This is a genomic window from Paractinoplanes ferrugineus, from assembly GCF_016862195.1.
GTDB lineage: Bacteria > Actinomycetota > Actinomycetes > Mycobacteriales > Micromonosporaceae > Actinoplanes > Actinoplanes ferrugineus.
Genome location: NZ_BOMM01000016.1, coordinates 193,176 through 218,848, shown reverse-complemented (window position 1 = coordinate 218,848; position 25,673 = coordinate 193,176). Strand labels below are relative to the sequence as shown.

The 25,673-nt window shown below is 73.4% G+C and carries 25 protein-coding genes; 8 read left to right on the top strand and 17 right to left on the bottom strand.

Going from position 1 to position 25,673, the window contains the following annotated elements:
* Positions 1-49: 49 nt before the first annotated feature.
* The 4 genes from Afe05nite_RS11785 to Afe05nite_RS11770 all read right to left on the bottom strand — a co-directional run bounded on the left by Afe05nite_RS11785 (position 50) and on the right by Afe05nite_RS11770 (position 4,607).
* A complete protein-coding gene (locus Afe05nite_RS11785; RefSeq protein WP_203817057.1) occupies positions 50-670 on the bottom strand; it encodes a ClpP family protease in 621 nt (206 codons plus the stop codon).
* Positions 667-1,290, bottom strand: coding sequence for a ClpP family protease (locus tag Afe05nite_RS11780; RefSeq protein WP_203817056.1), 624 nt, complete (start codon positions 1,288-1,290; stop codon positions 667-669). The genes Afe05nite_RS11785 and Afe05nite_RS11780 overlap by 4 nt, the downstream gene beginning before the upstream one ends.
* A 58-nt stretch (positions 1,291-1,348) precedes the next feature.
* A complete protein-coding gene (locus Afe05nite_RS11775; protein WP_203817055.1) occupies positions 1,349-3,331 on the bottom strand; it encodes an MMPL family transporter in 1,983 nt (660 codons plus the stop codon).
* A gap of 109 nt (positions 3,332-3,440) precedes the next feature.
* Complete coding sequence (locus Afe05nite_RS11770; RefSeq protein WP_239117737.1) at positions 3,441-4,607, bottom strand: pyridoxamine 5'-phosphate oxidase family protein; 1,167 nt, start codon at positions 4,605-4,607, stop codon at positions 3,441-3,443.
* Positions 4,608-4,674: 67 nt separating this feature from the next.
* On the opposite strand from Afe05nite_RS11770, the gene Afe05nite_RS11765 reads away from it, so the two are divergent.
* Positions 4,675-5,295: a TetR/AcrR family transcriptional regulator gene (locus tag Afe05nite_RS11765; RefSeq protein WP_203817054.1), complete on the top strand. Its 621-nt coding sequence runs from the start codon at positions 4,675-4,677 to the stop codon at positions 5,293-5,295.
* Here the strand turns inward: Afe05nite_RS11765 and Afe05nite_RS11760 are convergent.
* From Afe05nite_RS11760 to Afe05nite_RS11745, 4 genes are all read right to left on the bottom strand, one after another.
* Positions 5,274-5,960 (bottom strand): response regulator transcription factor, encoded by a 687-nt coding sequence (locus tag Afe05nite_RS11760; RefSeq protein WP_203817053.1) that lies wholly within the window; start codon positions 5,958-5,960, stop codon positions 5,274-5,276. The genes Afe05nite_RS11765 and Afe05nite_RS11760 overlap by 22 nt on opposite strands.
* The gene (locus Afe05nite_RS11755; RefSeq protein WP_203817052.1) at positions 5,957-7,087 is read right to left on the bottom strand and encodes a sensor histidine kinase; all 1,131 of its coding nucleotides are present in this window, start codon (positions 7,085-7,087) and stop codon (positions 5,957-5,959) included. The genes Afe05nite_RS11760 and Afe05nite_RS11755 overlap by 4 nt, the downstream gene beginning before the upstream one ends.
* Positions 7,088-7,091: 4 nt before the next feature.
* Positions 7,092-7,574, bottom strand: coding sequence for a hypothetical protein (locus Afe05nite_RS11750; protein ID WP_203817051.1), 483 nt, complete (start codon positions 7,572-7,574; stop codon positions 7,092-7,094).
* A gap of 61 nt (positions 7,575-7,635) precedes the next feature.
* A complete protein-coding gene (locus tag Afe05nite_RS11745; protein ID WP_203817050.1) occupies positions 7,636-8,802 on the bottom strand; it encodes a PP2C family protein-serine/threonine phosphatase in 1,167 nt (388 codons plus the stop codon).
* Between the two features lie 135 nt (positions 8,803-8,937).
* Here Afe05nite_RS11745 and Afe05nite_RS11740 point away from each other — a divergent pair, with 135 nt between their 5' ends.
* Positions 8,938-10,698: a hypothetical protein gene (locus Afe05nite_RS11740; protein WP_203817049.1), complete on the top strand. Its 1,761-nt coding sequence runs from the start codon at positions 8,938-8,940 to the stop codon at positions 10,696-10,698.
* Here the strand turns inward: Afe05nite_RS11740 and Afe05nite_RS11735 are convergent.
* From Afe05nite_RS11735 to Afe05nite_RS11715, 5 genes are all read right to left on the bottom strand, one after another.
* Positions 10,695-11,429, bottom strand: coding sequence for an SGNH/GDSL hydrolase family protein (locus Afe05nite_RS11735; protein ID WP_203817048.1), 735 nt, complete (start codon positions 11,427-11,429; stop codon positions 10,695-10,697). The two genes, Afe05nite_RS11740 and Afe05nite_RS11735, sit on opposite strands and share 4 nt — an antisense overlap.
* The gene (locus tag Afe05nite_RS11730; RefSeq protein ID WP_239117736.1) at positions 11,426-12,265 is read right to left on the bottom strand and encodes an alpha/beta hydrolase; all 840 of its coding nucleotides are present in this window, start codon (positions 12,263-12,265) and stop codon (positions 11,426-11,428) included. Before Afe05nite_RS11730 ends, Afe05nite_RS11735 begins: the two co-directional genes overlap by 4 nt.
* A 142-nt stretch (positions 12,266-12,407) precedes the next feature.
* Complete coding sequence (locus Afe05nite_RS11725) at positions 12,408-13,028, bottom strand: copper resistance CopC family protein (RefSeq protein ID WP_203817047.1); 621 nt, start codon at positions 13,026-13,028, stop codon at positions 12,408-12,410.
* A gap of 185 nt (positions 13,029-13,213) precedes the next feature.
* Entirely contained in the window at positions 13,214-14,053 is an 840-nt protein-coding gene (locus tag Afe05nite_RS11720; RefSeq protein WP_203817046.1) for a TolB family protein, read from the bottom strand.
* A gap of 28 nt (positions 14,054-14,081) precedes the next feature.
* Entirely contained in the window at positions 14,082-15,584 is a 1,503-nt protein-coding gene (locus tag Afe05nite_RS11715; protein WP_239117735.1) for a dolichyl-phosphate-mannose--protein mannosyltransferase, read from the bottom strand.
* A gap of 81 nt (positions 15,585-15,665) precedes the next feature.
* Here Afe05nite_RS11715 and Afe05nite_RS11710 point away from each other — a divergent pair, with 81 nt between their 5' ends.
* Together Afe05nite_RS11710 and Afe05nite_RS11705 are read left to right on the top strand one after the other, a co-directional pair.
* On the top strand, positions 15,666-16,598 hold the full coding sequence (locus tag Afe05nite_RS11710) for an ATP-binding cassette domain-containing protein (protein ID WP_203817045.1): 933 nt from the start codon (positions 15,666-15,668) through the stop codon (positions 16,596-16,598).
* Complete coding sequence (locus Afe05nite_RS11705) at positions 16,595-17,341, top strand: ABC transporter permease (RefSeq protein WP_203817044.1); 747 nt, start codon at positions 16,595-16,597, stop codon at positions 17,339-17,341. Before Afe05nite_RS11710 ends, Afe05nite_RS11705 begins: the two co-directional genes overlap by 4 nt.
* On the opposite strand, the gene Afe05nite_RS11700 is transcribed toward Afe05nite_RS11705, so the two are convergent.
* Both Afe05nite_RS11700 and Afe05nite_RS11695 read right to left on the bottom strand, forming a co-directional pair.
* Positions 17,325-20,369 carry an ATP-binding protein gene (locus Afe05nite_RS11700; RefSeq protein WP_203817043.1) on the bottom strand — a complete coding sequence of 1,015 codons (3,045 nt, stop codon included), beginning with the start codon at positions 20,367-20,369 and terminating at the stop codon, positions 17,325-17,327. The genes Afe05nite_RS11705 and Afe05nite_RS11700 overlap by 17 nt on opposite strands.
* A gap of 89 nt (positions 20,370-20,458) precedes the next feature.
* On the bottom strand, positions 20,459-21,316 hold the full coding sequence (locus Afe05nite_RS11695) for an aldo/keto reductase family oxidoreductase (RefSeq protein ID WP_203817042.1): 858 nt from the start codon (positions 21,314-21,316) through the stop codon (positions 20,459-20,461).
* 80 nt (positions 21,317-21,396) lie between these two features.
* Between Afe05nite_RS11695 and Afe05nite_RS11690 the strand changes: the two genes are divergently transcribed.
* On the top strand, positions 21,397-21,807 hold the full coding sequence (locus tag Afe05nite_RS11690; RefSeq protein WP_344224837.1) for a winged helix-turn-helix transcriptional regulator: 411 nt from the start codon (positions 21,397-21,399) through the stop codon (positions 21,805-21,807).
* Positions 21,808-22,024: 217 nt separating this feature from the next.
* Positions 22,025-22,591 (top strand): DNA polymerase ligase N-terminal domain-containing protein, encoded by a 567-nt coding sequence (locus Afe05nite_RS11685; RefSeq protein WP_203817040.1) that lies wholly within the window; start codon positions 22,025-22,027, stop codon positions 22,589-22,591.
* Positions 22,592-22,676: 85 nt separating this feature from the next.
* On the opposite strand, the gene Afe05nite_RS11680 is transcribed toward Afe05nite_RS11685, so the two are convergent.
* Both Afe05nite_RS11680 and Afe05nite_RS11675 read right to left on the bottom strand, forming a co-directional pair.
* Positions 22,677-23,456, bottom strand: coding sequence for an SDR family NAD(P)-dependent oxidoreductase (locus Afe05nite_RS11680; protein ID WP_203817039.1), 780 nt, complete (start codon positions 23,454-23,456; stop codon positions 22,677-22,679).
* A gap of 62 nt (positions 23,457-23,518) precedes the next feature.
* Complete coding sequence (locus Afe05nite_RS11675) at positions 23,519-23,692, bottom strand: hypothetical protein (protein WP_203817038.1); 174 nt, start codon at positions 23,690-23,692, stop codon at positions 23,519-23,521.
* A 124-nt stretch (positions 23,693-23,816) separates the two neighbouring features.
* On the opposite strand from Afe05nite_RS11675, the gene Afe05nite_RS11670 reads away from it, so the two are divergent.
* Both Afe05nite_RS11670 and Afe05nite_RS11665 read left to right on the top strand, forming a co-directional pair.
* A complete protein-coding gene (locus Afe05nite_RS11670) occupies positions 23,817-24,338 on the top strand; it encodes a DUF1360 domain-containing protein (protein WP_203817037.1) in 522 nt (173 codons plus the stop codon).
* A gap of 67 nt (positions 24,339-24,405) precedes the next feature.
* On the top strand, positions 24,406-24,795 hold the full coding sequence (locus tag Afe05nite_RS11665) for a hypothetical protein (RefSeq protein ID WP_203817036.1): 390 nt from the start codon (positions 24,406-24,408) through the stop codon (positions 24,793-24,795).
* The last annotated feature ends 878 nt before the right edge of the window (positions 24,796-25,673 follow it).

Here is a 25,673-nt window from a genome sequence, read left to right as displayed (position 1 = left end):
GGGCCGCCTGACGCCCCGGCCGCGGCATCGGTCGCGGAACTTGTGGCGGTCAGGCGGCGCTGTCCAGGCGGTAGGCCCGGACCTGGTCGCGTTTGGTGATCACCCGGTCGGCCAGGCCGTAGGTCACCGCCTCGGCGGCGGTCAGGGCCATGCTCCGGTCGGTGTCGGCGCGGATCTTGGCGATCGGGTGGCCGGTGTGCTCGGCGAGGATCTGGTCCATCTCGGCGCGCACCTTCGCCACCTCCTTGGCCTCCACCGCCAGGTCCGGCAGCGTGCCCCGGGCCTGCGACGACGGCTGATGCAGAGTGACCTTGGCGTGCCGCAGCACCGACCGCTTGCCCGGGGTGCCGGCCGCCAGCAGGGCCGCCGCCGCGGACGACGCCTGCCCCACGCAGATCGTCGCGATGTCGCAGCGGATGAAGTTCATCGTGTCGTAGATGGCGGTGAGCGCGCTGAACGACCCGCCCGGCGAGTTGAGGTAGAGGCCGACCTCCTGCTCGCCCGCCGATTCGAGGTGGATGAGCTGGGCGATGACGACATTGGCCACCCCGTCGTCGATCTCGGTGCCGAGGAAGATGATCCGGTCGGACAGCAGCCGCGAGTAGATGTCGAAGGCCCGCTCGCCGTTCGGCGTCTTCTCGACGACCGTGGGAATCGTGTACTGGCTCATGCCGTCAGTCCCATCGGTTGGCGGGTCATCGTGGGCCGGACGTCGTCCACCCGGTCCAGGACGTGGTCGATGAGGCCGTACTCCTGAGCTTCCGGGGCGGTGAACCACCGGTCGCGCCGGCTGTCCAGCTCCACCGTCTCGACCGGCCGGCCGGTGTGCTCGGCGGTGAGGCGCAGCAGCATGGCGCCGATCTTCTCGAGCTGCCCGGCGTAGATCTCCACGTCGGCCGCCGTCCCGCCGAACCCGGCCGAGCCCTGGTGCATCAGCACCTGCGCGTGCGGCAGGCTGAACCGCTTGCCCGGTGTGCCCGCGGTGAGCAGGAACTGCCCCATGCTGCCGGCCAGCCCGAGGGCGAGCGTGCTGACGTCGTTGGGGATCAGCCGCATGGTGTCGTAGATGGCCAGCCCCGCGCTGACCGACCCGCCGGGTGAGTTGATGTAGAGGCTGATGTCGCCGCGCGGGTCCTCCGCCGACAGCAGCAGGAGCTGCCCGCAGAGCCGGTTGGCGATCGGGTCGTCGACCTCGCTGCCGAGGACGATGATGCGCTGGTGCAGCAGCCGGGCGGCGACCTGGTCGTCGATGGACCCGGCGGTCCAGGGGTGCACTGCGTTGGTTGGCATGGCTCCACCATCGGGCGCCGCCCGGCGCCGGCCAAGCCCGCTCTGCCCTGAGCAGACGTCATCTGCCGGCAGCGGAAAACTCGACCGCCGGGAGGAGCCGGTCCAGCCCCCGCGGCAGCCACCAGGCGGCCCGGCCGAACAGCGCGATCGCCGCCGGGACCAGCACCAGCCGCACCACGAACGCGTCGGCCAGCACGCCGACGGCGAGCGCGAACGCGATCGGCCGGGTCACCGGGCTGCCGCCGAGCACGCCGCCGCCGAACACCCCGATCATGATCAGGGCCGCCGCCACCACCACCTTGGCGCCCCTGGTGAAACCGCTGACCACCGGCTGGGCGGCGCCCCGGCGGTGCTCCTCGTGCATGCCCGAGACCAGGAACATCTCGTAGTCCATGGACAGCCCGAACAGGACCCCGATGACGATCGTCGGCAGGAAGCCGAGCAGCGGCCCGGCCGGGTCGGCGAGCCCGAACCAGCCCCACTGGAACACCGCGACCGTGCAGCCGAGCGCCGCCCCCAGGCTGAGCAGGAAGCTGAGCACCGCCTTGGCCGCGATCAGCACCGACCGGAACACCAGGACGAGCAGCACGAAGGCGAACCCGGCGACGAGCGCCAGGTAGAGCGGCAGCGCCCGGGCGAGGTGGTCGGAGATGTCGATGGCCACCGCCGTCGGCCCGGTCACGAGCAGTCCGGGTTGCCGCCGCAGCTTCGCGACCAGGGTCGCGGTCGCCGCATCGGCCGGCCCGCTCGACGGTACGACGGTCAGGAGCGCGTCGCCGCCCCGGACACCCGCCGGGAGCACCCGGGCGACACCGGGGGTCGCGGCGAGTCGCGCCTCGATCGCCGCGGGGCCGGCCGTCGCGTCGACCCGGGCCAGCACCAGCAGCGGCCCGTTCGCGCCCGCCCCGAACCCGTCGGCGATCAGGTCGTAGGCCCTGCGGTCGGTGGCTGTCGACGGGTCGTCGCCGTCGTCGGGAAGCCCGAGCCGGATGCCGAGCACCGGCACCGACAGCACCCCGAGCAACAGCACGGACAGCACCACGGCGGCGCCGCTGTGCCGCGTCACGGCGGCGGCCCAGTGGGGCGAGACCGAGAACGAGGGCAGCCGGCGCCGGCCGAGCACCCGCCGGCCGGCCAGGCTCAGCAGGGCCGGCGTGAGCGTGAGTGCCATCAGCACGGCGACGGACACGGCCCCGGCCGCGGCCAGCCCCATCTGGGTGAGGAAGCCGACCCGCGCGACGGCGAGTCCGGCGAGCGCGATGATCACGGTGACGGCAGCGAAGAGGACGGCCGACCCGGCGGTGCCGGTGGCGAGGGCGATCGACTCCCGTACGTCCGTGCCGTCGGCCAGCTGCCGCCGGTGCCGGTCGATCAGGAAGAGCGCGTAGTCGATCCCGACCGCGAGCCCGAGCAGGATCGCGAGGGTGGGCGCGACCGAGTTGACCGGCACCAGCGCGGTGACGGCATAGAGCCCGGCGAGCGACACCCCCAGCCCGAGTACGGCGGTGAGCAGCGGCAGCCCGGCCGCACTGAGCGAGCCGAAGGTGATCAGCAGGACGACGAGCGCGATCACCAGCCCGACCCCGGCCGAGCTGCCCCCCTCCGGCGGCGGCGCCGGCTCGGACGACTCCTCGACCTGGAGTCCGGCCCCGCGGGCCCGTTCGAGGGCCGCCGCCCGAGCCGGTGAGCCGGTGGCCGTGGCGACGGTGAGATAGGCGATCCGGCCGCCGGGGGAGAGCACCGGCTCGGCACCCAGTGCCGCACCGAGGTCGGTGAGCGCCGCGCGGTAGCCGCCGAGGGCCGCTCCGGCCGGCGCGGCGACGACCACCTTGCCCTCGTCGCCGCCCCCGCCGAACTCGCGGTCGACCTTCTCGAGGGTCCGCGTCGAGGGCAGGCCGGTCACGGTCAGCTTGCTGTCCAGCGGCTTGCCGAAGTGGACCGCCAGCCCGACCGCGACCACCAGCACCAGCGTCCAGGCGCCGAGCACCCACCAGCGCCGCCGGGCGCTGACGGCCCCGATCCGAGCGAGTAACGCAGCCACGACGACTCCCTTTTCCGGTGCCGCGGCGGTCCGCGGCCTCGCCGTCGATCCTCGGCGCGGGGCCGGGAACGCAGCACCACCCCCGGGTGGTGACCGGGGTGGGAAAAGCTCACCCGGGCCGGACGTCGTCGTAGCCCTCCCGGCGCAGCCCGGCGCGGTAGGCGCGGTTCATCCCCAGCCGCAGCAGCCGGGTCGTTCCCGGGATCGCCCCGAGGACCCGCAGCGCCAGCGCGGGCGCCCGGCGGCCGGCGCCGGTCGAGTTGGCGGCCAGGTGCTCACCGGCGACGGCCATCAGGTCGGGGGCGGTGGCCCGGTCGAGGTGCGAGGCCGGACTCCAGATCCGCGCCCGCGCCACCGCGTCGCTGCCGGTGATCTCGGCGTCCTCGACGTCGATGAGCAACGCCAGATGCGGGGGCCGCTCGCGCAGCGCCATCGTCGCCAGCAGGTCCGGATCGTCGGTGATCCGGCCGTGGCCACGCACGTGCAGCACCTCGTCGCGCCCGGGCACCAGCGCGGCGAGCGCGAGCCGGTCGTCGGCCAGCAGGTTGTGCAGCGTGTCGGCGCGCCGGTTGCCCTTGCGGTCGGGCAGCACCAGGGTGCGCCCGTCGAGAATCCGCGCCACCGGCTGCCGATCGCCACGCGGACTGGTGTCGCCGCCCCCGGCCGCGTCCCAGCTGGACAGCGCCAGGAACGGCGCCGCGGCCAGGAACTCGGCGATCCCCGGCCGGCTGAGCGGTCCGCCGCCCGCCCTCGCGCCGACGGGGGCGACCGACCCGGAGACGGCAGGCCCGGAGGAGGCAGGCCCGGAGGCGGGTGGCTGCCACAGGCGGGACCGCAGGACGGCCTGGGCGCAATGCACGTACGCCTGCTGGATGTCGATCCGGTGGTCCGGCCGGCCGGTCGCCGAGCCGTTGACCCGCAGGACCTCGCCGACCCCCGGCAGCAGGAAGAAGAACGAGACCGGGCCGGGTGGGAGCCGGGGGCCCGAGATGCCGGGCAACGGGACGCCGGAGAACGAGATGCCGGGGAACGAGATGCGGGTGGGGGAGTGGACGCGCACGAAGCCCGGTTCGCCGCCGACGAAGGTGCTCCGGGCGGTGCCGGCGGCGTCCCGGTAGCCGAACGCCGCGATCGGTGACCGCCGCAGCACGGCCCGGCAGCCGGCGTCGAGGGCGTCGATCTCCTTCAACTTGATCATCGGTAGCGGGTGGCCGATCACGGCCTGCACCCCGGACGCTGACGTCAGACGGTTCATGGTCTTGTTTTCCCAGCTCACCCTACTATTGTGAGCAATAGCTCAGGTCTCTGGCTACTCGCTTTCCGGACCCGGGAAGGACCCGCTGATGCCGCCCGCCGACCGCCGCCTTCAGGCACGTCGCACGCCCCGGCAGGGGCGCGCCGAGCTCACCCGCGACCGCATCCTGGCCGCCGCTGCTCACGTTTTCGCCGAGCACGGCTACGCCGCCGGCACCACCAACCGCATCGCCGAGCGGGCCCGCGTCTCGATCGGCTCGCTCTACCAGTACTTCCCGAACAAGGACGCGATCCTGGCCGCGCTGCTGGTGCGGCACATCGACCGGGGCAGCTGGAGCGCGGCCGACGAGCTGGACCGGTCGCCGGGCAGCCTGCCGGCGGCGGTCCGGGCCCTGGTGCTCGACGCGATCGACAACCACCGCGACGACCCGGCCCTGCTGCGCATGATGATCGAGGAGGCGCGGATCTCGCCGGAGCTGCTGGAGGCGATGGACCGGCACGGCCGGCAGCGGGTGGGCCAGGTGCGGGAGCTGCTCGCCGCCCACCCCGACGTGCGGGTGCGGGACCTGGACACCGCGGCCGAGCTGATCGTCACCACCGTCGAGTTGAACACCCACAAGCTGATGGCGGCGCCGCGGAGCATCCCGGAGGAGACGTTCGCGGCCGAGCTGACCATGATGGTGACCCGCTACCTCACCGGTGGGCCCTGATCCGGGCCCGGCCCGCGGGGCTGTTCGGAGCGGCCCAGGGCGATCGCCGCGGCGTGGGCGCGGTCGCGGGCGCCGAGCTTGGCGAAAATCGAGTTGATGTAGCTCTTCACGGTGGCCACGCCGAGGAACAGGTCGGCCGCGATCCGGGCGTTGTTGTGCCCGAGGGTGATCGCCTCGAGGACGTCGGCCTCGCGGGCGGTCAGGGCCGGGAAGCGTTCGCGCAGGCCGGGCTGCGGCGCCGGGGCCGGGGCGGTGAAACCCTGGACGAGCCGGTCGGCGATCTCCTTGGCGAAGGTGGCCTGGCCGGACGCCACCGACCGGACCGCGGCGGCCAGCTCGGCCCGCCCGGCGTCCTTGGTCAGATAGCCGCGCGCGCCCGCCCGCAGCGCCCCGGCCAGGGATTCGTCGTCGGCGTAGGTGGTCAGCACCAGCACCGCGGTGCCCGGCGTCGAAGCCGTGATCATGGCGGTCGCCCCGGCGCCGTCCAGGTTGGGCATCCGCAGGTCCATCAGCACCACGTCGGGTCGCAGCTCGGCGGTCAGCCGCACCGCCGCCACCCCGTCGGCGGCCGCCCCGACCACCTCGACGCCGTCGGTCAGGTCGAGCAGGGTGACGAGCCCGTCCCGCACCGTGGCCTGGTCGTCGGCGACGAGCACCCGGATCACGCGGCACGCTCCCCGGGCAGGCGGAGAACGACTTCGAAGGGCGGCCCCTCGCGTACGGTCATCGAACCGCCCGCCTCGATCGCCCGCTCGCGCATGCCCGCCAGACCGTGCCCGCCGCCCGGCGAGGGTTTGTTCGCGGCGCCTGCGCCGAGGGTCGCCGCGGTGATCGTCAGCATGTCGTCGTCCCAGTCCAGATCGAGCGTCGTGGGCGCGCCGGGGGCGTGCCGGCGCGCGTTGGTGAGCAGTTCCTGCACCGCCCGGCGGGCCGCGATGCGGGCCGCCGGGCCCAGCGTGCCCCGGTCGGCGTCGCCGCGCACCGCCACCTGCCCGCCGAGCGACCGATGGGTGGCGGCCAGGGCGGCGACCACCGCGGCGAGCGGCTCGTCCGGTTCGCGCAGCGCCGAGACCGCGCGCCGGGCCTCGTCGAGCCCGGAGACGGCCAGCTTGCGGGCCGCCAGCACCCGGTCGCGGGCCTGCTCGGCCCGGCCCGACTCGAGCAGGGCGTCGACCGCCTCGAGCTGGACGACCAGGCCGCCCAGCGAGTGGGCGAGCACGTCGTGCAGGTCGCGGGCGATGCGGGAGCGCTCGGTCAGGGCGGCCACCTGGGCGCGTTCCTGCTCGACCGCGACCTTCTCCTCGAGCAGGGCGAGGGACTGCGCCTCGGTGAGGCGGTACTGCCGGCGGCTCAGCCCGCCGACCGCGGTGACGACGAGCAGGGACAGCACGCCGGTGAGGCTGCCCCGGTGCGGGGCCGAGATCCACGAGTCGACGGCGACCAGGACCAGTGCTCCGGTGGCCGCTCCGGCCACCAGGCGCAGCGGGAAGGCGGGAGTGCCGGCCAGGACGATCAGGGCGACCGCGGCGGGGATGAAGCCGACCACGTCGGTGGTGATCGCGGCCAGCGAGCCGCCGGCGATCATGCCGAGGTAGCCGGCGGCCCGGACGCGGACCCGGTGCTCCGGTACGGCGAGGCTCGCCAGCCACAGCGCCCAGGCCAGCCAGGCCGCCACCGCCACCCCGGCCGGCGCGCCCAGCAGCGAGCGCTGGGCCAGGTCCAGGGCCACCAGGACGAGACCGACGAGGTTGAGGAACGTGGCCCAGGGACGCTGCATCGGCGTGAGGAGCACTCGCCTATCTTCCGGCCAGCGCGTACTCGCCGCGAGGTCGGCGCGCCGAGACGACCAGGGCGCCGGCGGCCCGGTTGAGGGCCAGCACCAGCAGGATGCTGCCGGTGGAGACGGCCAGGTCGGAGCCCATCCGGTGACCGGCCACGTCGATCACCACGCGGATCGCGATCAGGCCGGCCCAGATCGCGACGCCGGCGCCGCCGGTGCGGGTCTCGACCACTGCCGGGTTCACCGGGGACCGGCGGAATCGGGCGATCCGCCCCATCAGGGCGCCGGAGGCGAGGGCCAGCACCGCGGACAGGCCGAGGACGACGACGTCGACCGGGCGGAGCGGCACGTGCCGGCCGGTCAGCGAGACCACGCCGACGGCGCCGAGGATCAGCGGCATCCTCCACATCCGGCCGGGGTCGGCCGGGCGCCAGGTCAGTTGCTTGGCGCAGATGTACGCGACGACGGCGAGGGCGATGAGCAGATCGGTGACTGGCATGTCTCGAGAATCGGGCCCGCCGCCCCCGGCCGGTACCACCCACGGGTGGTGACGCGGGTGGTCACGTCTGCACGACGAGCAGGGCGGCGTCGTCCTCCCGGCCCGCCGTGGCGCCCGCCGAACCGGCGATGAGCAGGTCGGCCACCTCCTGGACGTCGAGCCCGGCACAACCGGCGAGCTGGTCGCGCACCCGGGCCAGGCCCTCGTCGATCGGCACCGCGCGGTCCTCGACCAGCCCGTCGGTGTGCATCAGGAGCAGGCTGCCGGGCGGCAGGTGGCGGAGGTGGTCGAGGCGGGGTGCCCGGGTGCCGTACCCGATGAGCGGGTCCTGCCGGCGGTCGGCGAGATGCTCCACCGCGCCGTCGGGCAACCGCAGCATCGGCGCCGGATGGCCGGCGTTGGCCCAGCTGAGCGTGTGGCCGCCGGCCGGTTCCCGGTCGAGGTGAGCGAGGAGCACGCTGGTGAACCGGGGCGTGCCCAGGCGCAGCGCGGCCGTCTCGAGGCGCCGCAGCACCTCCGAGGGCGGTTCGTCCCGGTCGATGGCGAGCACGCGGAGCATGCTGCGGTACTCGCTCATGGTCGCGGCGGCGTCCAGGTCGTGCCCGGTGACGTCGCCGATGATCAGCGCCAGGCGGTCCGGGCCGAGCCGGACCGCGTCGTACCAGTCGCCGCCGACCTGGTCCTCGTGGTGCGCCGGGACGTACCGGGCGGCCAGCCGGATCCCGGCGTCCTCCGGCAGCCGGGTGAGCAGCGCCTTCTGCAGGGTGGCGGCGGCGTTGCGCCGGTCGTCGAGTACCCGGGCGCGTTGCAGGGCCAGAGCGACATAACCGGCGAGCGCGGCCAGCACCGCCCGGTCGGCGTCGACCAGCACGGTCGGTTCCGCCCACACGAAGACGAGCGCGCCGACCGGCCCGTCCGGTCCGGGCAGCGGGATCGCGGCGGCCGACTTCCAGCCCATCGCGGTGAACCTGTCGAACGCGTCCGGGGTGTGCCGGGCGACCTGGTCCAGGTCGGCCAGCAGCAGCGGCTGCCCGGAGCGGATCACCGCCGCCGCCGGGTGCTCGCCGGCCGGCCGGCGCCGCCCGTCGACCAGGGTGATGTCGACGAACGCCGGATCGGGCACCCCCACCACCAGGTGCCGCACCGCGGTCACCACCTCGGCGAGCGTGTTCGTACGGGCCAGCGCGGTGCTGGCGGTCAGCAGGAGCCCGATCCGGTCGACGTCCACCCGGATCGCCTTCCCCGTCCGCCCGCCGGCGAATCATCCGGGCCCGGCCCGACCGGCTGCCGGGCGGTCGACCCCTTTCGAGGCGGTCCCGCCAACGGGCAGCGTGCGGGCCCGGATTCCGTCCACCATGCAGACATGGCGCGCCGGATCGGGTGGGCGGACACCGTGGTTCTCCTCGGTTACCTCCTGCTGGCCCTTTGGATCCTGCGCGACCTCTGGGCCGACCCCGCCGGAAGGTGGCTGCACAACCCCCTCGACCAGGGCTTCTTCCAGGCGATGATGGCGCACGGCGAACGCGTCGTCTTCCACGGCGACGCGCCGCTGCACACGACGCGGCTGAACGCGCCGGTCGGCGTGAACCTGATGGCCAACACCTCCATGCTGGCGGTCAGCATCCCGCTGGCCCCGGTCACCCACCTGTACGGCCCGGCGGTGACCGTCGCGGTGGTGACCACGCTGGCGCTCGCCGGCACCGCGGCGGCCTGGTGGTGGCTGCTCTCCCGGCACCTGGTGGTCAGCCGGGTGGCGGCCGGGATCGGCGGACTGTGGGCCGGGTTCGCCCCCGGCTTCGTCGCGCACGCGAACGGGCAGCCCAACCTGGCCAGCGGATATGTCGCGCCGTTCATCGTCTGGCAGGTGATCCGGCTGCGCGAACCCGGCCGGATCTGGCGCGGCGGAGCGCTGCTCGGCGTACTCGTCGCCGTCGGGGTCTTCGTCAACGAGGAATTCCTGCTGATCCTGGCGATCGCGCTCGGCCTGTTCACGGCCCTGTACGCGGTGTTCACCCGGCCGCCGGTGCGCGCCTTCCTGGCCGGCCTCGCGGTGGCGGCGCTGGTGGCCGGAGCGCTGCTGGCCTACCCGCTCCACGTGCAGTTCCTCGGCCCCGGTCACTACCGCGGGGTGCCGTTCCGGCTCGACCAGTACGCCACCCCGGTCGCCTCGATCGCCGCCTTCCCGCGTAACTCGCTGGCCGGCAGCGACGCCGTGGCCCGCCGGCTCAGCGGTGGCAGCGTGCTCGAGGACGCCACCTTCTGGGGTCCGGGCATCTGCCTCATGGTCGTCGTGGCGGTGGTGCTGCTGCGCCGCTCGGCCGCCGCCCGCGCGCTCGCGCTCACCGGTCTCGTGCTGCTCGTCATGTCGTTCGGCTCGCAACTGCGGCTCACCCGGACGACCTCGATCGGCCCGGCCCCGCTCGGCTTCACCCTGCGCGTCCCGCTGCTCGACCTGGTCACGACCCCGCGCTACGCGCTGGCCAGCACCACGATCATCGGTGTCCTGCTGGCCCTCGCGGCCGACCGCGTCCGGCGCCGCGGGCCCGTCCCGGCCGCCCCGGCCGCGCGGATCGCGTTCTGGGCCGGCCTGGCGGCGGCACTCGTGCCGGTCCTCCCGCTCCCGCTGCGTACCTCGGCCGCGCCGCCGGTGCCGCCGTTCTTCGCCCAGGGCATCTGGCGGTCCTACACGCAGGACGACCGGAGCATCGTCATCGTGCCGCTGCCGGCCATGGTCAGCGGCCGTGACGGCATGCGGATCGCGGCGCTGAGCCACCTCGACTTCCCGATCCCGCGCGGCTATTTCCTCGGCCCCGCCGACCCGCCCGGCGACAACGCCGGCACGTGGTTCCCGAAAACGCGTTTCACCGTCGACCTGCTCGAACAGGTGCGCCGCACCGGCCTCGTCCCCGAGCTGACCGCCGAGCAGCACCGCAGCGTGCTGGCCGACCTGCGCTACTGGCGGGCCGGGATCGTGGTGGTGCTGCCGAGCGCCCCGAACGGAGCCGGTCTGCGCCGGGTCCTCACCCAGGTGCTCGGCCCACCGCTGCGGGTCGGCGGAGTGACCCTGTGGCGGATGCCGGCGCCCGTCGGACCGTTGCGCACGGACCGGCAGCCCCCCGGCTAAGCCGGGGGCCGGCTCTCCACCAGGGGTGGGAGCAGAGCGGCGATCGCCTCGTGTCCCGCGGCGTTGGGATGGTCGCCGTCGGAGGCCAGCAGGGTGGTCGGGTCCTGGTCGCCGGCGGGGCCGTGGAAGGCGCTGAAGGTCGACACGTAGGACGCCCCGGTCTGGGCGGCGGCCGACTTCAGCGCGTTGTTGATCGCGGCGGTGGCGTCGGCGGCCGCGCGGACGCCGGAGGGGCCGTACTCGTCGGCGCCGACCCTGCCGTCCAGGACGACGTTCCAGTAGCCGAGAACGATCACCGGAACCTTGTGGATCTGTTCGATCGCGGCCACCGACGCGGCCACGTCGGCCTGCACGCCGGAGGCGATCGCGGCGTAATCGGGGTCCTGGGCCGGGTCGAAGTCGGCGGCCAGGTCGTTGGCGCCGGTCATGATGATCACTTCGGCGGCCGTGGACAGCACCTCGCGTTCCGCGGGCAGGGCGGTGCGCAGATCGGTCGCCGTCGAGCCGGGTTCGGCCAGGTTGACGTCGGTGGCGTGCTGGGCCCGGGCGTACAGCTGGGGGAACGGCTCGCAGTCGCAGGCCGAACCGGCCGGGACCGAATCGCCGAGCGTGACCACCGTGCGTGGCGTGGGTGGCAGTGGGGCGACGGCCGTGGGGGCGGGCGCGGCGCAGGCCGCCAGCGCGATCGGCAGCAGGACCGCCGGCAGCAGCGGGAGGCGGAGACCGGTCATGAGAGCGGCGCCGGCCGGGGCAGGCGGGCGGACAGCCGGTCGAAGGCCGGGGGCTCCATCCGGATCCAGACCGCGTCGCTGTGACCGCCGTGCGCGACCACGGCAGTCGTCACGGACAGGGGTGCTTCTCGCATCGTTGCCATCCGTTGGGAGTCTCGGGCGGACTGCCGGTCATCTCCGGCCCGGCCCGGCCACAACGCGATCGCCGGTCGGGGGAGGTGGCGCAGTCGCCAACCCGGGTTGTTCGTGGTCTTCTCCGAGCCGTCGCCGATGGTGATACCCAGCGAAGCGTATCCCGACACCACGGCCGCCGCCGGGTAGCGCGCGGGGTGTCGTAGTGCCAGGTTGATCGCACAGAACGCACCGGCCGGGTAACCGATCAGGCCCCGGCCGGAGTCGCGGACGCGCAAGTGGGCGCGGGCGTGGGCCGGCACGTCGACGGTCACGAACGTCCCGGTCTGCGGTCCGTTGCGCGGATCGGTGCATTCGGTGCCGAGCAGACGCCGGGGGGTCTGCCAGGAGAACAACACCACGGCCGGCGCCGGCCGGCCGGCGGCGATCTCCTGGTCGAGGTGGGACTGGACGGCGAGGCGCCGCAGCCAGGTCTGCGGGGAACCCGGACAGCCGTGCAGCGCCTCGGTCACCGGGAGACCCGCCGCGACCAGCGCGTCACCCAACTCGCCGCCGCCGAGCACGGCCCATCCGGTGGTGGTCACGCGCAGGTCGTGGCGCAGCTCGCCGGGCAGGGTGCGCAGGGCAAGGGCGGTGGTCCGGGCGGTGGTCGCGACGGTCCCGGCCCCGCCGAGCAGGGTCAGCGCCGGACCGGTGAGCCGCACGACTGCTTCGTCCCCGGGCTCGACGGCGACCAGATCTGGATCATGACGCCATCATCTGGGCGTCACCTTTGGATTCCACGACAACTTGCTGCCGGTTACCTGTGCGAACGTCCCGGCTCGGCCCCGGTCGCCCGCCGGCGCGTCAGGCGGCCGAACGCCTGCGCCGCAGCGCCAACAGAACCCCGCCGGCCGCGGCGGCGGCGATCAACCCCCCGACACCGATGAGTACGCCGGCCGGCATGCCGCCCGCGTCGTCGGCGGAGTCAGCGGCTGGTACGGCCGCGCCCGTCCCCCCGGCGCTCGCCGCGCTGTCGGTCGGCGCTGTGTCGGTCGGCGCTGTGTCGATCGGCCCGGGGGTGGCCGCCGTCGGGGCCGACTCGGCCGCCGGGTCCGCCACGGTGAACGTGTAATTCCCCTTCACCGTGTGGCCGTCGTTCGACACCACCCGGTATGCCACCGTGAACACCCCGTTGGCCAGCGGACCCGGGAAACTGATCCTCGCCGTCCCCTTGTCGACCACCGGCCGGGACGCCGGCACCGGCTTCCTGGCCGCGTCACTGACCACGATCTGGGTGAAGTCGGAGTTCGGACTCTGACTGAACTTCAGCTCGACACCCGCCGGCGCCTTCGCAACTGTCGCGCCCTTCGCCGGCGTAGTGCTCACAAGCTCGGTGTGGGCCGACGCCGGAGCCGCCGGCAGCCACACCACGAGGATGGCCGTGGCCGCAAGCAGAGCACGTCGGAACCGATCGGGGTGATCCATCGTCAGGCGAGTCCTTGTCCACTGGTCGGTGCAGATGAGCCGCGGCAAGGGTAGCCATACCCGGCGACAGCCTCGGCCGCCCGTCAGTAACAGGGGGTCGGCGTGCCGAGTCACTCGGGGGCTGTGGAGGCCCCCAGGAGGCGTCGGGGCGGGCATGGCGCCCCCATACCCCGCCGGTGGCCGGTTCAGCCGCGTGGATAGTCCACGTAGGCGAAGCTCCGCGAATCGGGTGACCAGCTGTTGACGTTGATGGTGCCCTGGCCGCCGGGCAACCCGACGAGCGTGCGCGGCGCCCGCCAGTCACCCGCCTCGACCAGCCGTAGCTCGACCGGCAGGTCGGCCGGATGTCCCTTGGTGCCGGGCGGATAGCTGAGGTGGACCGCGCGCTCGCCGTCCGGGGCGAAGTGCGGGAACCAGTTGACCCGGTCGTCGAAGGTCAGCTGTTCGAGGCCGGTGCCGTCGGGCCGGATGCGGGCGATCTGCGAGTTCGGCGTGAACGCCTCGGTGTTGAAGTAGATCCAGTCGCCGGCCGGATGGTATTCCGGGCCGTCGTCGACGCCGCCGGGGGTGGTCAGGCGGGCGTCGCCGGTGCCGTCGGCGCCGATCGTCCACAGACTCGCCGAGCCCCGGTCCCGGTTCTCGACACCTACGTACGCGAGGGTGGCCGAGTCGGGGCTGACCCCGTGCAGGAAGTGCGTCCGGTCGGCGCTCGTCACCCGGCGCACCGGGCCGCCGCTCAGCGAACCGGCGTAGATGTGCCCGTCGTCGGCGGACATGAACACGCCGCCCGCGCCGAGGACGTGGTCGTTGTTGAGCGCCGGCAGACCCTCGAACGGGATCGGCCGGGGCGGCGCCGAACCGTCGGCCGGGAGGTGCCACAGCAGTCCGTCGCCGTTGAGGATCAGGTCGCCGCCGGCGGTCCAGTTGGGGGCCTCGAAGTGCACCGTCGCGCTGCTGTAGACGAGCGTCGAGGTGCCGGTGGTCAGGTCGTATGTGAGGATCCGGCACACCTGCCCGTACGCCATGGGTCCTCTCCTTTTCTTTTTCGAGTTGTCAGATCCAGCGGTTGCCGAGCCACATGCGGTCGTACCAGTCCTGGTACGGGAGCATCTGGCCGACGAAGATCGGGAAGAAGTACGCGAAGCATAGGGCCACGGCGGTGACGTAGAGACCCGCCACCACGATCCCCAGGGTCTGCGGGCCGCGGCGCGGCGACATGATCGCGCCGAGCACGTAGACGACGGCGAGGATCAGGAACGGTACGGCGGGCAGCGCGTAGAACGAGAACATCGTGCGGCCGTCGCGGACGGCGTAGTAGAACCAGGGCAGCAGCCCGGCCGCCACCGGGAGCAGGATGGCCCAGGCCCGCCAGTCGCGCCTGGCGACACCCATCCAGGCCAGCGCGGCCAGGGCCGGCAGGAACGACCACCACAGCACCGGCGTGCCGAGCAGGAGGATCTCGCCGGCGCAGCTCGGCGCCCCGCAGCCCGCCGGGGTGGACCAGTCGAACGCGACCGGCCGGCCCAGCAGCAGCCACTGCCAGGGCCACGACTGGTAGCGGTGGGTCTGGGCCAGTCCGGTGTGGAAGCTGTACAGACTCTGGTGGTAGTGCCACAGGTTGAGCAGCGCGCCCAGGACCGGCGGCTCGCTCAGGCCGTTGTCGGCCCGCCAGTGGCGGAAGAAGCCGGCGTCGGTGACCAGCCAGCCGGTCCAGGTGGTCAGGTAGACGACGCCGGTCAGCAGGAAGCTGAGCAGTCCCCAGCCGAGGTCGCCGAGGATGCCGGTGCTGAACGGATGACGGACCCCGGCCGAGCGGCGGGCCTGCACCCGCCACGTGATGGTCAGCGCGGCGAACGCCGGCAGGAAGAACGGTGCGCTCAGCTTGACCCCGCTGGCCAGGCCCAGGCAGACGCCGGCGGCGAACAGCCACCACGGCACGACGCGGGTCCGGGCCGGGTCCCTGCCCTGTTCGAGCGCGCGCAGCAGCCGGCGGCGGTAGTGGTCGCGGTCCAGGACGAGGCAGGCGAACGCCATCAGCACGAACAGGCCGAGGAAGATGTCCAGGAGCGAGGTGCGGGAGAGGACGAGCTGGAAGCCGTCGAGCGTCAGCAGCAGCCCGGCCGTCCCGGCCAGCACCGTCGAGTGGAACAGCCGGTAGGCGACCCGGATCAGCACCAGCACCATCAGGGTGCCGGCGATCGCGGTCGGCACCCGCCAGCCGAGCGTGTTGTTGCCGAAGACCAGCTCGCCCAGGGCGATCAGCCATTTGCCGAGCGGCGGATGCACGACGTAGCCGGGTCCGCCGTTCTCCTCGTTCCACTCGACGCCGTGCTTGATCATGTCCCAGGCGTCGGTCGGGTAGTAGACCTCGTCGAAGATCAATTTCTGCGGGCGGCCCACGCCGTTCAACCGCAGGATCCCGGCGATCGTGACGATCAGGATCGTGACCAGCCAGGAGTACGGGTCGAGCCGTCCGTCGAGCGTGGTCAACCGGCGGCGCACCACCTCGGGGACCGGTGTGCGGCTGACCTTCGGCTCCACGGCGATCGTCGTCACGGCGGGGAGCCTAACCCGGGTCAGGGGCGCTGTCAGGAGCGTGTCAGACCGGTGACAGGGCGGACCGCGATCGTTTCCGGCATGAGGAGCACCGCGATAGAGGTTTCCGGGCTGCGTAAGGCGTTCGGGGACAAGACCGTACTCGATGGCATCGATCTCGAAGTGGCGACCGGCACCATCTTCTCGCTGCTCGGCCCGAACGGGGCGGGCAAGACGACCACCGTCAACGTGCTGAGCACGCTGCTGACGGCGGACAGCGGCACGGTCCGGGTCGCCGGGCACGACGTGCGCACCGACCCCCGGGCGGCCCGCTCGGCGATCGGCGTGACCGGGCAGTTCGCCGCCGTCGACGAGCTGCTGACCGGGCAGGAGAACCTGGAGCTGATGGCCGACCTGCGCCGGGCCGACCACCGGGTGGTCGCCGGACTCCTGGCGCGGTTCGACCTGACCGAGGCCGCCCGCACGTCGGTGGCCACCTATTCCGGTGGCATGCGCCGCAAACTCGACCTGGCGATGACCCTGATCGGCGACCCGCGGATCATCTTCCTGGACGAGCCGACCACCGGGCTCGACCCGCGCAGCCGCCGGACGATGTGGGACATCATCCGCGAGCTGGTGGCGGGCGGGGTGACGATCTTCCTCACCACCCAGTACCTGGACGAGGCCGACCAGCTCGCCGACCGGATCGCCGTGCTCGACCAGGGCCGGCTGGTGGCCGAGGGCACCTCCGCCGAACTCAAGCGCCGGATCCCCGGCGCGCACGTCCGGCTCCGCTTCGCCGGCGTCCGCGAGCTCGACGACGCGGCGCGGATCCTGCCCGGCGCCACCCGCGACGACGACGACCTGTCCCTCGCGGTGCCCGGCGACGGCGGCACCGAGTCGCTGCGCGACCTGCTCAACCAGCTTCACGACCACCGGGTCGAGGCGGCCGAGTTCTCGGTGCGCACCCCGGACCTGGACGACGTCTTCCTGGCCCTCACCGGCCGGCCCAACTCGGAGGTAGTGGCGAAATGAGTCTCGGCGATTCGGCGATCATGTTGCGCCGCAACTACAAGCACACGGTCCGCAACCCGGTCTCGGTGTTCAACGGGGTCCTGCTCCCGGTGATCATCATGCTGATGTTCGTGTACATGCTCGGGGACGCGTTCAGCGTCGGCGTCGACTACGTCGACTACGCGACGCCCGGCCTGATCCTGCTGGCCGTCTGCTACGGGCTGGGCTCCACCGCGACCGCGGTCAACGCCGACATGACCAAGGGCATCATCAACCGGTTCAAGGTCATGGACGTCTCCCGCGGGGCGGTGCTGACCGGGCACGTCGCCGCGAGCATGTTCACCAACCTGGTCGCGGTCGCGGCCATCATCGGCACGGCGTTCGCGCTGGGTTTCCGCCCGGCCGCCGATTTCGCCCAGTGGCTCGGGGTGCTCGGCGTGATCGTGCTGCTCAGCTTCGCGGCGACGTGGCTCACGGTGGCCCTGGGCCTGGCCGCGAAGTCACCGGAGTCGGCCGGCATGGCCGCCGTACCGCTGGTCATGCTGCCGTTCTTCAGCAGCGCGATCGTCCCGGCCGACAAGATGGGCCCCGGCGTCCGGCAGTTCGCCGAATATCAGCCCTTCACCCCGATCATCGAGACCATGCGCGGGCTGTTCGCCGGCACCCCGCACACCGGCGACACCGTCACCGCGATCGCGTGGTGCGTCGGGATCGCCCTGGTCGGCTACCTGTGGGCGATCCGCACGTTCAACAAGCGAGCGTGAGCTCGGCCAGCTCCCGCCACCGCCCCGGCGCCACCTCGGTGATCCGCGTACCGAGGTGGCGCCGGGCCGTCTCGGCGATCCGGGCCTCGGCCGGCTGGGAACGGTCGGGCAGGCCGCGCAGGGCGATGCCGGCCGCGATCAGTTCGGCGGCCCGTTCGTACTGCTGCTCGCGCAGCGCCTGGTCGGCGATCCCGACGAGCACGGTGGCGACCAGCAGCGGGTGCGCCGCCTCGGCGGCCGACCGGTAGGCCGCGACCCGGTGCTCGCGGGCCTCGTCGAGGTCGTCGGCGGCCCAGCCGCGCAGCGTCTCGATCAACGCGCGCACCATGGGCTGCTCGGCCTCCGCGCCCATCATCGCGGTGGCGACGGCGAGGTGCTCGTGCGCCTGGGCCCGGTCGTCGCCGGTGATCGCCAGTTCCGCCCGCGCCAGGGCCAGCTCGGCGAGCGCGTTCGGCCAGGCGACCCGCTCCGCGCACCGCTGCGCCTCGGCCATCGCGGCGGCGCTCGACCGTTCGTCGCCCAGCAGCCGGTAGAGCTGGGCCTGCCGGGCCCGCATGCCGACGATGTCCTCGAGGGCGCCGAGCTCGGCGACGGTCGCGATGGCCTCCTCGTAGTACTCGCAGGCGGGGCCGAACTCGCCCCGCATCGCTATCCGGCCGGCCAGCTCGACCAGGGCGAATGCGATCGTCCACCGTTCGCCGACGCGGCGCACCTCGTCGAGCGCCGCCACCAGCAGCGCGTCGGCCTCCGGCCGGCCGTCGCCGAGCATGATGCGCATCTTGCCGAGCTGCAGCCGGCCGAGTCCGCGCACCCAGGGGTCCTCGTCGGACAGCAGCGGCTCCCACACGGTCACCGGCTCCGCCGGTTCCCGCAGCAGGCGGTCGAGCGCGGCGAGCAGGCGCAGCGCCGGGTGGGCGTCCAGGTGGTCACGGGCCATCTCGTACGCCTGGTGGATCCACTCGGTCGCGCTGTACTGATCGGACTGACCGGCGAACAGGAACTGCGCGATCAACGTGTAGACCAGGGCCCGGTGCACGCCGGGGGTGCCGCCGGGCAGCGCCGCGGCCGTCACCACCAGTTCGTTGCCCTCCGCCTTGTGCCCGGCCAGCCACCAGTACCACCCGGCCGAGGCGGCCAGCCGGATCGCCCCGTCGGCGTCACCGGCGGCGAACGCGCCCCGCATCGCGGCCGCGATGTTGTCGTGCTCGGCCCGCAGCACGACGAGCCACCGGAGCTGCTCGGCGCGGCGCAGACCGGGCTCGGCGGTCTCGGTCAGCTCGGTGAAGTAGGCGAGGTGCGCCCGCCGCACCGATTCGGCCTCCCCGGCCTCGTCGAGGCGCTGCGCGGCGTACTCCTTGATCGTGCCCAGCATCCGGTAGCGCGGCGTGCCGTCGCCCGCCGTGACCACCAGCGACTTCTCGGTCAGGGCGGTGAGCAGTTCCAGCACGTCGGGCCCGCCGCACACCCGCTCGGCGGCGTCCAGGCCGGCCCCGCCGGCGAACACCGACAGGCGGCGCAGCACCGTCCGCTCGGCGTCGTCGAGCAGCCCCCAGCTCCAGTCGATCACCGCGCGCAGGGTGCGGTGCCGCGGCAGCGCCGTGCGGCTGCCGCCGGTCAGCAGCCGGAACCGGTCGTCGAGCCGGTTGGCCAGCTGGTCGAGCGTCATCGTGCGCAACCGGGCGGCGGCGAGCTCGATCGCGAGCGGCATCCCGTCGAGGGCCCGGCAGACGCGCGCCATGGTGCGTACGTCGGTACCCAGGTCGGGGCGGACCGCACCGGCCCGGTCGCGCAGCAGCTGGACGGCGGGCGAGCCGGCGGGATCGTCGTCCTCGCCGGGCAGGGCCAGCGGCTCGACCGTCCACAGTGCCTCACCGGTGATCCCGAGCGGCTCCCGGCTGGTGGCGAGGATGCGCAGCCGGCGGCACTCGCCGAGGACCCGGTGGGCGAACGCCGCCGCCGACTCGATCAGGTGCTCGCAGTTGTCCAGGATCAGCAGCGCCGCCCGGTCCCGGATGGCGGCGATCACCCGGTCCACCGGCTCCGCGTCGGGGGCCACGCCGAGCAGTGAGTCCCGCTGCCCGAGCGCGGCCAGCGTCGTCTGCGCCACGTCGCCGCCGGCGGTGACGGCGGCCAGCTCGACCAGCCAGACCCCGTCGGGTACGGCGTCGAGCAGGGTACGGGCGGTCTCGTTGGCCAGCCGCGTCTTGCCGCTGCCGCCCGGTCCGATCAGGGTGGTGAGCCGGTGCCCGGTCAGCAGCGCGCGGACCGCCGCCACGTCCGACTCCTTGCCGAGGTAGCTGGTCAGCTCGGCGCGCAGGTTCGTCGCGCGGGGCGTCGCCCGGCGGCTCAGCTCGCCGCGCAGCAGCGCCACGTGCACCGCCGACAGCTCCGGCGACGGATCGACGCCGAGCGTGTCCGCCAGGACCTCGCGGGTGCGCTGGTAGACGAGCAGCGCCTCGCTGTCGTTGCCGGCCGCGGCGAGGGCCCGGATCAGCGCGGCCACCAGGCGTTCGCGCACCGGATGCGCCGCCACCAGGGCGGTCAGCTCGGCGACGGCGCCGGTCTCGGCCGCGAACCGGTCCTCCAGCGCGCTCAGCCGCAGGTTCTCGAGGCGGGTGACGGCCGCGTCGAACGCCTCGCTGTCCAGCGGGCCGACGTCCTGCAGGGCCGGCCCGCGCCACAGGGTCAGCGCCTCGCCGGCCCGCCGAGGATCACGGGCCAGGCGCTCGAACCGTACGGCGTCGACGGCGTCCGGGCCGACCGCGAGCCGGTAACCGTCGGTCTGCCCCTCGATCGCGCCGTCCGGCAACGCCTTGCGCAGCCGCGACACCAGTCGGTGCAGGGAGTTGGTGGCGTCGGCGGGCGGGTTCTGGCCCCAGATCCAGTCGATCAGCGTCGCCTTGCCGACCGGATGCCCGGCCTGCAGGGCGAGGGCCACCAGCAGCGCGCGCAGCCGGGCCCCCGGCACGTCGGCGAGCACCCCGTCGCCGATGCGAACCTCGAACGGCCCGAGTATCCCGATCTGCACGCGGCAGATTGTGCCACCCGCCCCGGCCGCGCCGCGGGCCCGCGGTTCACCCGGCCCGGCCGGGCCGGCGAACCGGCCGGGCCGGGTGGTCAGATGGTGTCCAGCTCGGCCAGGTCGTCGGGGGAGAGCGTGACCGCGGCGCCGGCGACGTTCTCGCGCAGGTGGGCGGTCGAGGAGGTGCCGGGGATCAGCAGGATGTTCGGGGAGCGCCGCAGCAGCCAGGCCAGGGCGACCGACATCGGCGTCGAGGACAGTCGCTCGGCGACCGCCGACAGCGTCTCGGACTGCAGCGGGCTGAAGCCGCCGAGCGGGAAGAACGGCACGTAGGCGATGCCGTCGGCGGCCAGCTGGTCGATCAGCCGGTCGTCGTGGCGGTGCGCGAGGTTGTACATGTTCTGCACGCCCACGATCGGCGCGATCGTCCGTGCCTCGGCCACCTGCTCGGCCGTCGCGTTGCTCACCCCGAGGTGCCGGATCAGGCCCTGCTGCCGCAGCTCGGCGAGCGTCTCGAAGGCCTCGGCGAGCGAGCCGGGCCGCGGCCCGGCGGCGTCGCCCAGCCGCAGGTTGACCACGTCCAGCACGTCCAGGCCGAGATTCCGCAGATTCCGGTGTACGGCGTCGCGCAGGGCGGCCGGGTCGCGCGCCGGGGGCCAGCCGCCCTGCGCGTCGCGGTTCGCCCCGACCTTGGTCACGATGTGCAGCGCGTCCGGGTAGGGGTGCAGCGCCGCGCGGAGGAGCTGGTTGGTGACGTGCGGCCCGTACGCGTCGGAGGTGTCGATGTGGGTGATGCCGAGTTCGACCGCCGCGCGCAGGACGGCGAGCGCCTCGTCGGGGTCGGCCGGCGGTCCCATCACCCAGGGGCCGGCGAGCTGCATGGCGCCGTAGCCGAAGCGGGTGACCGCCAGGTCGCCGAGGGTCCAGGTGCCGCCGGGAAGGTTCTGTTCCATGACCCCACTATCAGGGGGTAACTTCCTATCCGGAAGTAGGCACCTTAAAGTTCGTAACGCACCCGGGGACGGTTTCGATGGTGAACAAGGCCGAGTACGACGCTTTCCTCGCCCGATGCCCGAGTCGTCAGCTGCTCGACCGCATCGCCGACAAGTGGGTCACGCTGGCCCTGGCCGCGCTGCGCAGCGACTGTGCCGGCGAGCCGCGCCCGATGCGCTACTCCGAACTGGCCCGCACGCTGGCCGGGGTGAGCCAGAAGATGCTGACCCAGACCCTGCGGGCGCTGGAACGCGACGGGCTGGTCACCCGCACCGTGGTGCCGACCGTGCCGGTGACCGTGACCTACGAGCTGACCGCTCTGGGCCTGTCGCTGCACGACACCGTCCGGGGTCTCAAGGCCTGGGCCGAGACCCACATGGACGACGTGCTGACCAACCGGGCGTCGTACGACACGGTCAGGTCAGGTGCGGGAGATCCACCAAGGTCATGATCACCGGTCGGACAGGCTCGCTCGACGGCACGACGGAAACCCGGGAACGCCTCGAGCGGGTCGGCGGGCCCGGCGAACGTGCGACAGGCGGCGGTCGTCGCGGTGACCCGCAGCGGCGGGCCGTCGACCGCGACCGCCATCATCGGCAGCGCGGCGAAGACGTCTTTCACTCGCGACGTATGGTCGCAACCGCCTCCGACGGGGTACTCGGATCAGCATGGCGTCAGGTGAGCAGCCCGCGTCCGGCCGGCCGGGCCGCGACCCCACCCGTACGCGTGAATCGGCCTTCGTGGTTCAGCGCCACCGCGCCCGCCGCCTGCACTACGATTTCCGCCTCGAGCTCGGCGGGGTGCTGGTGAGCTGGGCGGTGCCGAAAGGCCCGACGCTCGACGCGAAGGCGCGGCGCGGGGCCTATCACGTCGACGACCACGACCTCGGCTACGCCGGTTTCGAGGGGGTCCTCCCGGCCGGGCGGTACGGCGCCGGCGACGTGATCGTCTGGGACAACGGCACCTGGAAACCGCGGGCGGGCGACGATCCGGTGGCGTCGCTCGCGGCCGGTGAGTTGCACTTCGACGTGTACGGCGTGAAGCTGCGCGGCCGTTTCGTGCTGAAGCGCACCCGTGGCGACGACTGGTTGCTGCTGCACAAGAACGACGAGTTCGCGGTGCCGGGCTGGAACGCCGAGGACCATCCGCGGTCGGTGACGAGCGGCCGCACCAACGACGACGTCCGGGCCGGCCGCTTCCCGCCGGTCGCCGACCTCGGCCCGGGCGGCCCGTAGGACGGGGCCGACCCGCACCGCTACCCGGACGGCGCGGCCGCCCCCGGTCGACGGCACAAGACTGCCGCCGCGCACCGGAGGCCGCTCAGACGATGGCCGGCAGCGGGGTGCGGGACAGCTGCGCGCAGTAGTCCAGCAGAGCCTCCTGCGCCTCGGTGTCCCGGGCCGCCGGGGCCGGCTCCCGCAGGCGCTGGTGGAAGAAGTATTCGCCGGTGACGTCGGTGGCGGGGTCGTCCGACACGGCCAGCCACGCCTGGGTCAGGTATCCCTGGCGGAGGTCGTCGGTGGCGCCCCGCCCGCCCATCCGGGTCGGCACCCAGCCCGGTTCGAGGGCGTTGGACCGCACCCGCGGCCAGGCCCGCGCCACCCCGAAGGCCAGCAGGACATCGAAGAGCTTGCTGTCCGCGTACGCCTTGCGGCCGCGCCAGAACCACCGGCGCCGCCACTGCGGGTCGCTGAGGTCGGCCGAGCCGCGCTCGTGCATGCCCGAGGAGAGGTAGACGAGCCGGTCCGGCGGCGTGATCAGCGCGGTCAGCACGTAGGGCGCGAGCACGTTGATCGCGAACACGTGGCTGAGGCCGTCCTCGGTGGTGATCCGGCGTTCCGCGAAGCCGACCCCGGCGTTGTGGACGACCGCGTCGAAACGGCCGCTCGCGTTGGCCTGCTCGGCGACCGACCGCATCCCGGCGATCGACGACAGGTCTCCGACCAGGACGTCCTCCGCCGTCGGCAGCGCCGCGCAGGTCTGCGCCGCCCGCCGCTCGTTGCGGGCGTGCAGAACCACGCGGTGTCCCTGCTGAGCCAGCAGCTGACCGGCCAGGAAGCCGAGACCCTGACCGGATCCGGTGATGAGTACGCGTGCCATGAAGATCAACTTGCCCCGTGGGAGCGGTCCCACACTGTGACGTGGACGATCACAGGGTTCCTTCAGGAAGAGACACGGTGCGTGCGGTGACCATGCCGGTCCGGTAACAGCGCGAAGATCCACAGCCGCCCGAGCGCGCGGGCCGGCACGGCGGTTCCGGCGTGCTGCTCGCCCCCGCACGAGCAGGCCACCAGCCACGGGACCAGGACGAGGGAGCGGAGCACCCGGGCGGACATGACGGCTGAGTGCCCGCGCGCGTGGCCGGCGGGGCCGAGCAGTGCAGGGCGGTGCGCAGGGCCGCCGCCCGGGGCCGGGGCGCAACTGAGGTACTACGGCGGCAAACGGGGTAGACGGCAGCACATGCTCGACACCCTCCGGGACAAGCTGAACCAGGCCGTACGCGGCTACGCACCGCACGAACATCGGCCGCTCGACGGCTACGTGACCGCGATGACCGCGTTCGGCGGACTCGCCGCCACCCTCGCCGCCGCCACGAAGATCACCGGGCGTCCCGTTCCCGACCGCCCGTCCGCCGGTGACGTCGTGCTGCTGTCACTCGCCACCCACAAGCTCAGCCGCCTGCTCGCCAAGGACGCCGTCACGAGCCCGCTGCGGGCACCGTTCACCAGCTACGCCGGGCCGGCCGGGGCCGCCGAGCTCAACGAGGAGGTCCGCGACCGGGGCAGCAGCGTCCGGCACGGCATCGGCGAACTGGTCACCTGCCCGTTCTGCCTCGCCGTCTGGGTGGCCACCGGACTCGTCGGCGGACTCGTGCTGACCCCCCGGCTGACCCGCCTGGCCGCGACCGTGCTGACCGCCACCGCCGCCTCCGACTTCCTGCAGTTCGCCTACGACGCCGCCAAGAAGAGCACCGAAGCGTGAGTTTTGACCGGCCCGGCCCGGGGCAACCTGGTCAGCAGCCGATACGAGAACACGGAGTGGATAGCTGATGAAGATCCTGAAGTTGGCCGCCGGGTTCGCCGCGGGCTACGTGCTGGGCGCGCGGGCCGGACGCGAGAAATACGAGCAGATCGCCGCGACCGCCCGCAAGGTGAGCGAGAACCCCACAGTGGTGCAGACTCGGCAGAAGGTGATGAGCCAGCTCGGCGCCGACACCGGTGCCGGCTCGTCCTCCACCCCTGCCAGCTCGCATTCCACCCGCACGGAGCCGGCCGCGCCGGCCACTCCGGCCGCCGCGACCGCCACTCCGGCCGCCGCGACCGCCGGCCCGGCTGCCGCGACCGCCAGCCCGGCCGCCATGTCCCGCAAGCCCCCCGCGCAGAAGAGCGAGCCGGTGAACGCCATGGCCCCGGGCGGTACGCCCGACCCCCTGGCCTGACCGAGCCGAGAAAGGCACCGTCACCGCTCTCGGTGACGGTGCCTTTTTCCTGCCGCCATCGCTTGACTGCTTTCCTTCTGTCCTGCTCCCGCCTGGCCCGCGGCCCTGCTCCCGCCGTCGGCCTGCCGCCACATCTCCGCGTCACGTCCGTCATCCCGTGTTGCGTGCGGCGCCCCTGTCGCCACGATGCTCGCACCGCTGCGCCGCCCGGCGAAGATCAACTTTGTCGCCGGCGCTAGCCTGCCGCCGGAGCGGGCGGCGCTGACTGACAGAGCCTCTGCGCCCGGCGAGCCGGGGCGTCACCGGTAGCCGAGGGCGCCGAATTCGGGCATTTTGCTGGCTGCTTCCCAGTACGCGGACGGCCGGGCCACGATGTGGACGGCGGTCCCGGATGTTGGCCGCGGCTCCCACTCGGCGGACTCGATCATGAGCCGCGCCGTCACTTGATCCTGTCGAGCTGCCGTGCCGCGGGAGATTCGGTCCGCCGGTCACCCCGGGCCGCCGCCGCCGTCCACGTTGATCAACAGCCGGGTTGCCGCCGGCCGGCCCGCGCGGCGGGGCTTGCTCCCAGCAGGTGCCGGCGGGTGGCGGAGGGTGCCGCGGTGTAGGCGGCCACGGGCGTCGAGCGGGTGGGTGGGCACGCCACGTCCGACGGGGTGCCGGGCGCGGTGCCGCCACGTCGAGGACCAGGGAGGCGCAGGGAGGGAGGCGGGAGACGGAATTGTTGATGGCGTTTCGGGGTCGGCGAGCGGGGCGGCCGGGGCCGGCGGACCGGGGGGTGCGGCGCTCGACAAAGGGCTTGTGGATGGGGCAAAACAGGCCATCGAACGGGCTGAACATGGCGGTTCGGGGGCCGGCGACGCGGTCTGCGATTTGGC

What these genes read in the sequence shown, in the direction of transcription:
- Afe05nite_RS11785 (WP_203817057.1), bottom strand. Translation starts at nt 670, where the DNA reads ATGAGCCAGTACACGATTCCCACGGTCGTCGAGAAGACGCCGAACGGC.
- Afe05nite_RS11780 (WP_203817056.1), bottom strand. Translation starts at nt 1,290, where the DNA reads ATGCCAACCAACGCAGTGCACCCCTGGACCGCCGGGTCCATCGACGAC.
- Afe05nite_RS11765 (WP_203817054.1), top strand. Translation starts at nt 4,675, where the DNA reads ATGCCGCCCGCCGACCGCCGCCTTCAGGCACGTCGCACGCCCCGGCAG.
- Afe05nite_RS11750 (WP_203817051.1), bottom strand. Translation starts at nt 7,574, where the DNA reads ATGCCAGTCACCGATCTGCTCATCGCCCTCGCCGTCGTCGCGTACATC.
- Afe05nite_RS11740 (WP_203817049.1), top strand. Translation starts at nt 8,938, where the DNA reads ATGGCGCGCCGGATCGGGTGGGCGGACACCGTGGTTCTCCTCGGTTAC.
- Afe05nite_RS11735 (WP_203817048.1), bottom strand. Translation starts at nt 11,429, where the DNA reads ATGACCGGTCTCCGCCTCCCGCTGCTGCCGGCGGTCCTGCTGCCGATC.
- Afe05nite_RS11725 (WP_203817047.1), bottom strand. Translation starts at nt 13,028, where the DNA reads ATGGATCACCCCGATCGGTTCCGACGTGCTCTGCTTGCGGCCACGGCC.
- Afe05nite_RS11720 (WP_203817046.1), bottom strand. Translation starts at nt 14,053, where the DNA reads ATGGCGTACGGGCAGGTGTGCCGGATCCTCACATACGACCTGACCACC.
- Afe05nite_RS11710 (WP_203817045.1), top strand. Translation starts at nt 15,666, where the DNA reads ATGAGGAGCACCGCGATAGAGGTTTCCGGGCTGCGTAAGGCGTTCGGG.
- Afe05nite_RS11705 (WP_203817044.1), top strand. Translation starts at nt 16,595, where the DNA reads ATGAGTCTCGGCGATTCGGCGATCATGTTGCGCCGCAACTACAAGCAC.
- Afe05nite_RS11695 (WP_203817042.1), bottom strand. Translation starts at nt 21,316, where the DNA reads ATGGAACAGAACCTTCCCGGCGGCACCTGGACCCTCGGCGACCTGGCG.
- Afe05nite_RS11685 (WP_203817040.1), top strand. Translation starts at nt 22,025, where the DNA reads ATGGCGTCAGGTGAGCAGCCCGCGTCCGGCCGGCCGGGCCGCGACCCC.
- Afe05nite_RS11680 (WP_203817039.1), bottom strand. Translation starts at nt 23,456, where the DNA reads ATGGCACGCGTACTCATCACCGGATCCGGTCAGGGTCTCGGCTTCCTG.
- Afe05nite_RS11675 (WP_203817038.1), bottom strand. Translation starts at nt 23,692, where the DNA reads ATGTCCGCCCGGGTGCTCCGCTCCCTCGTCCTGGTCCCGTGGCTGGTG.
- Afe05nite_RS11670 (WP_203817037.1), top strand. Translation starts at nt 23,817, where the DNA reads ATGCTCGACACCCTCCGGGACAAGCTGAACCAGGCCGTACGCGGCTAC.
- Afe05nite_RS11665 (WP_203817036.1), top strand. Translation starts at nt 24,406, where the DNA reads ATGAAGATCCTGAAGTTGGCCGCCGGGTTCGCCGCGGGCTACGTGCTG.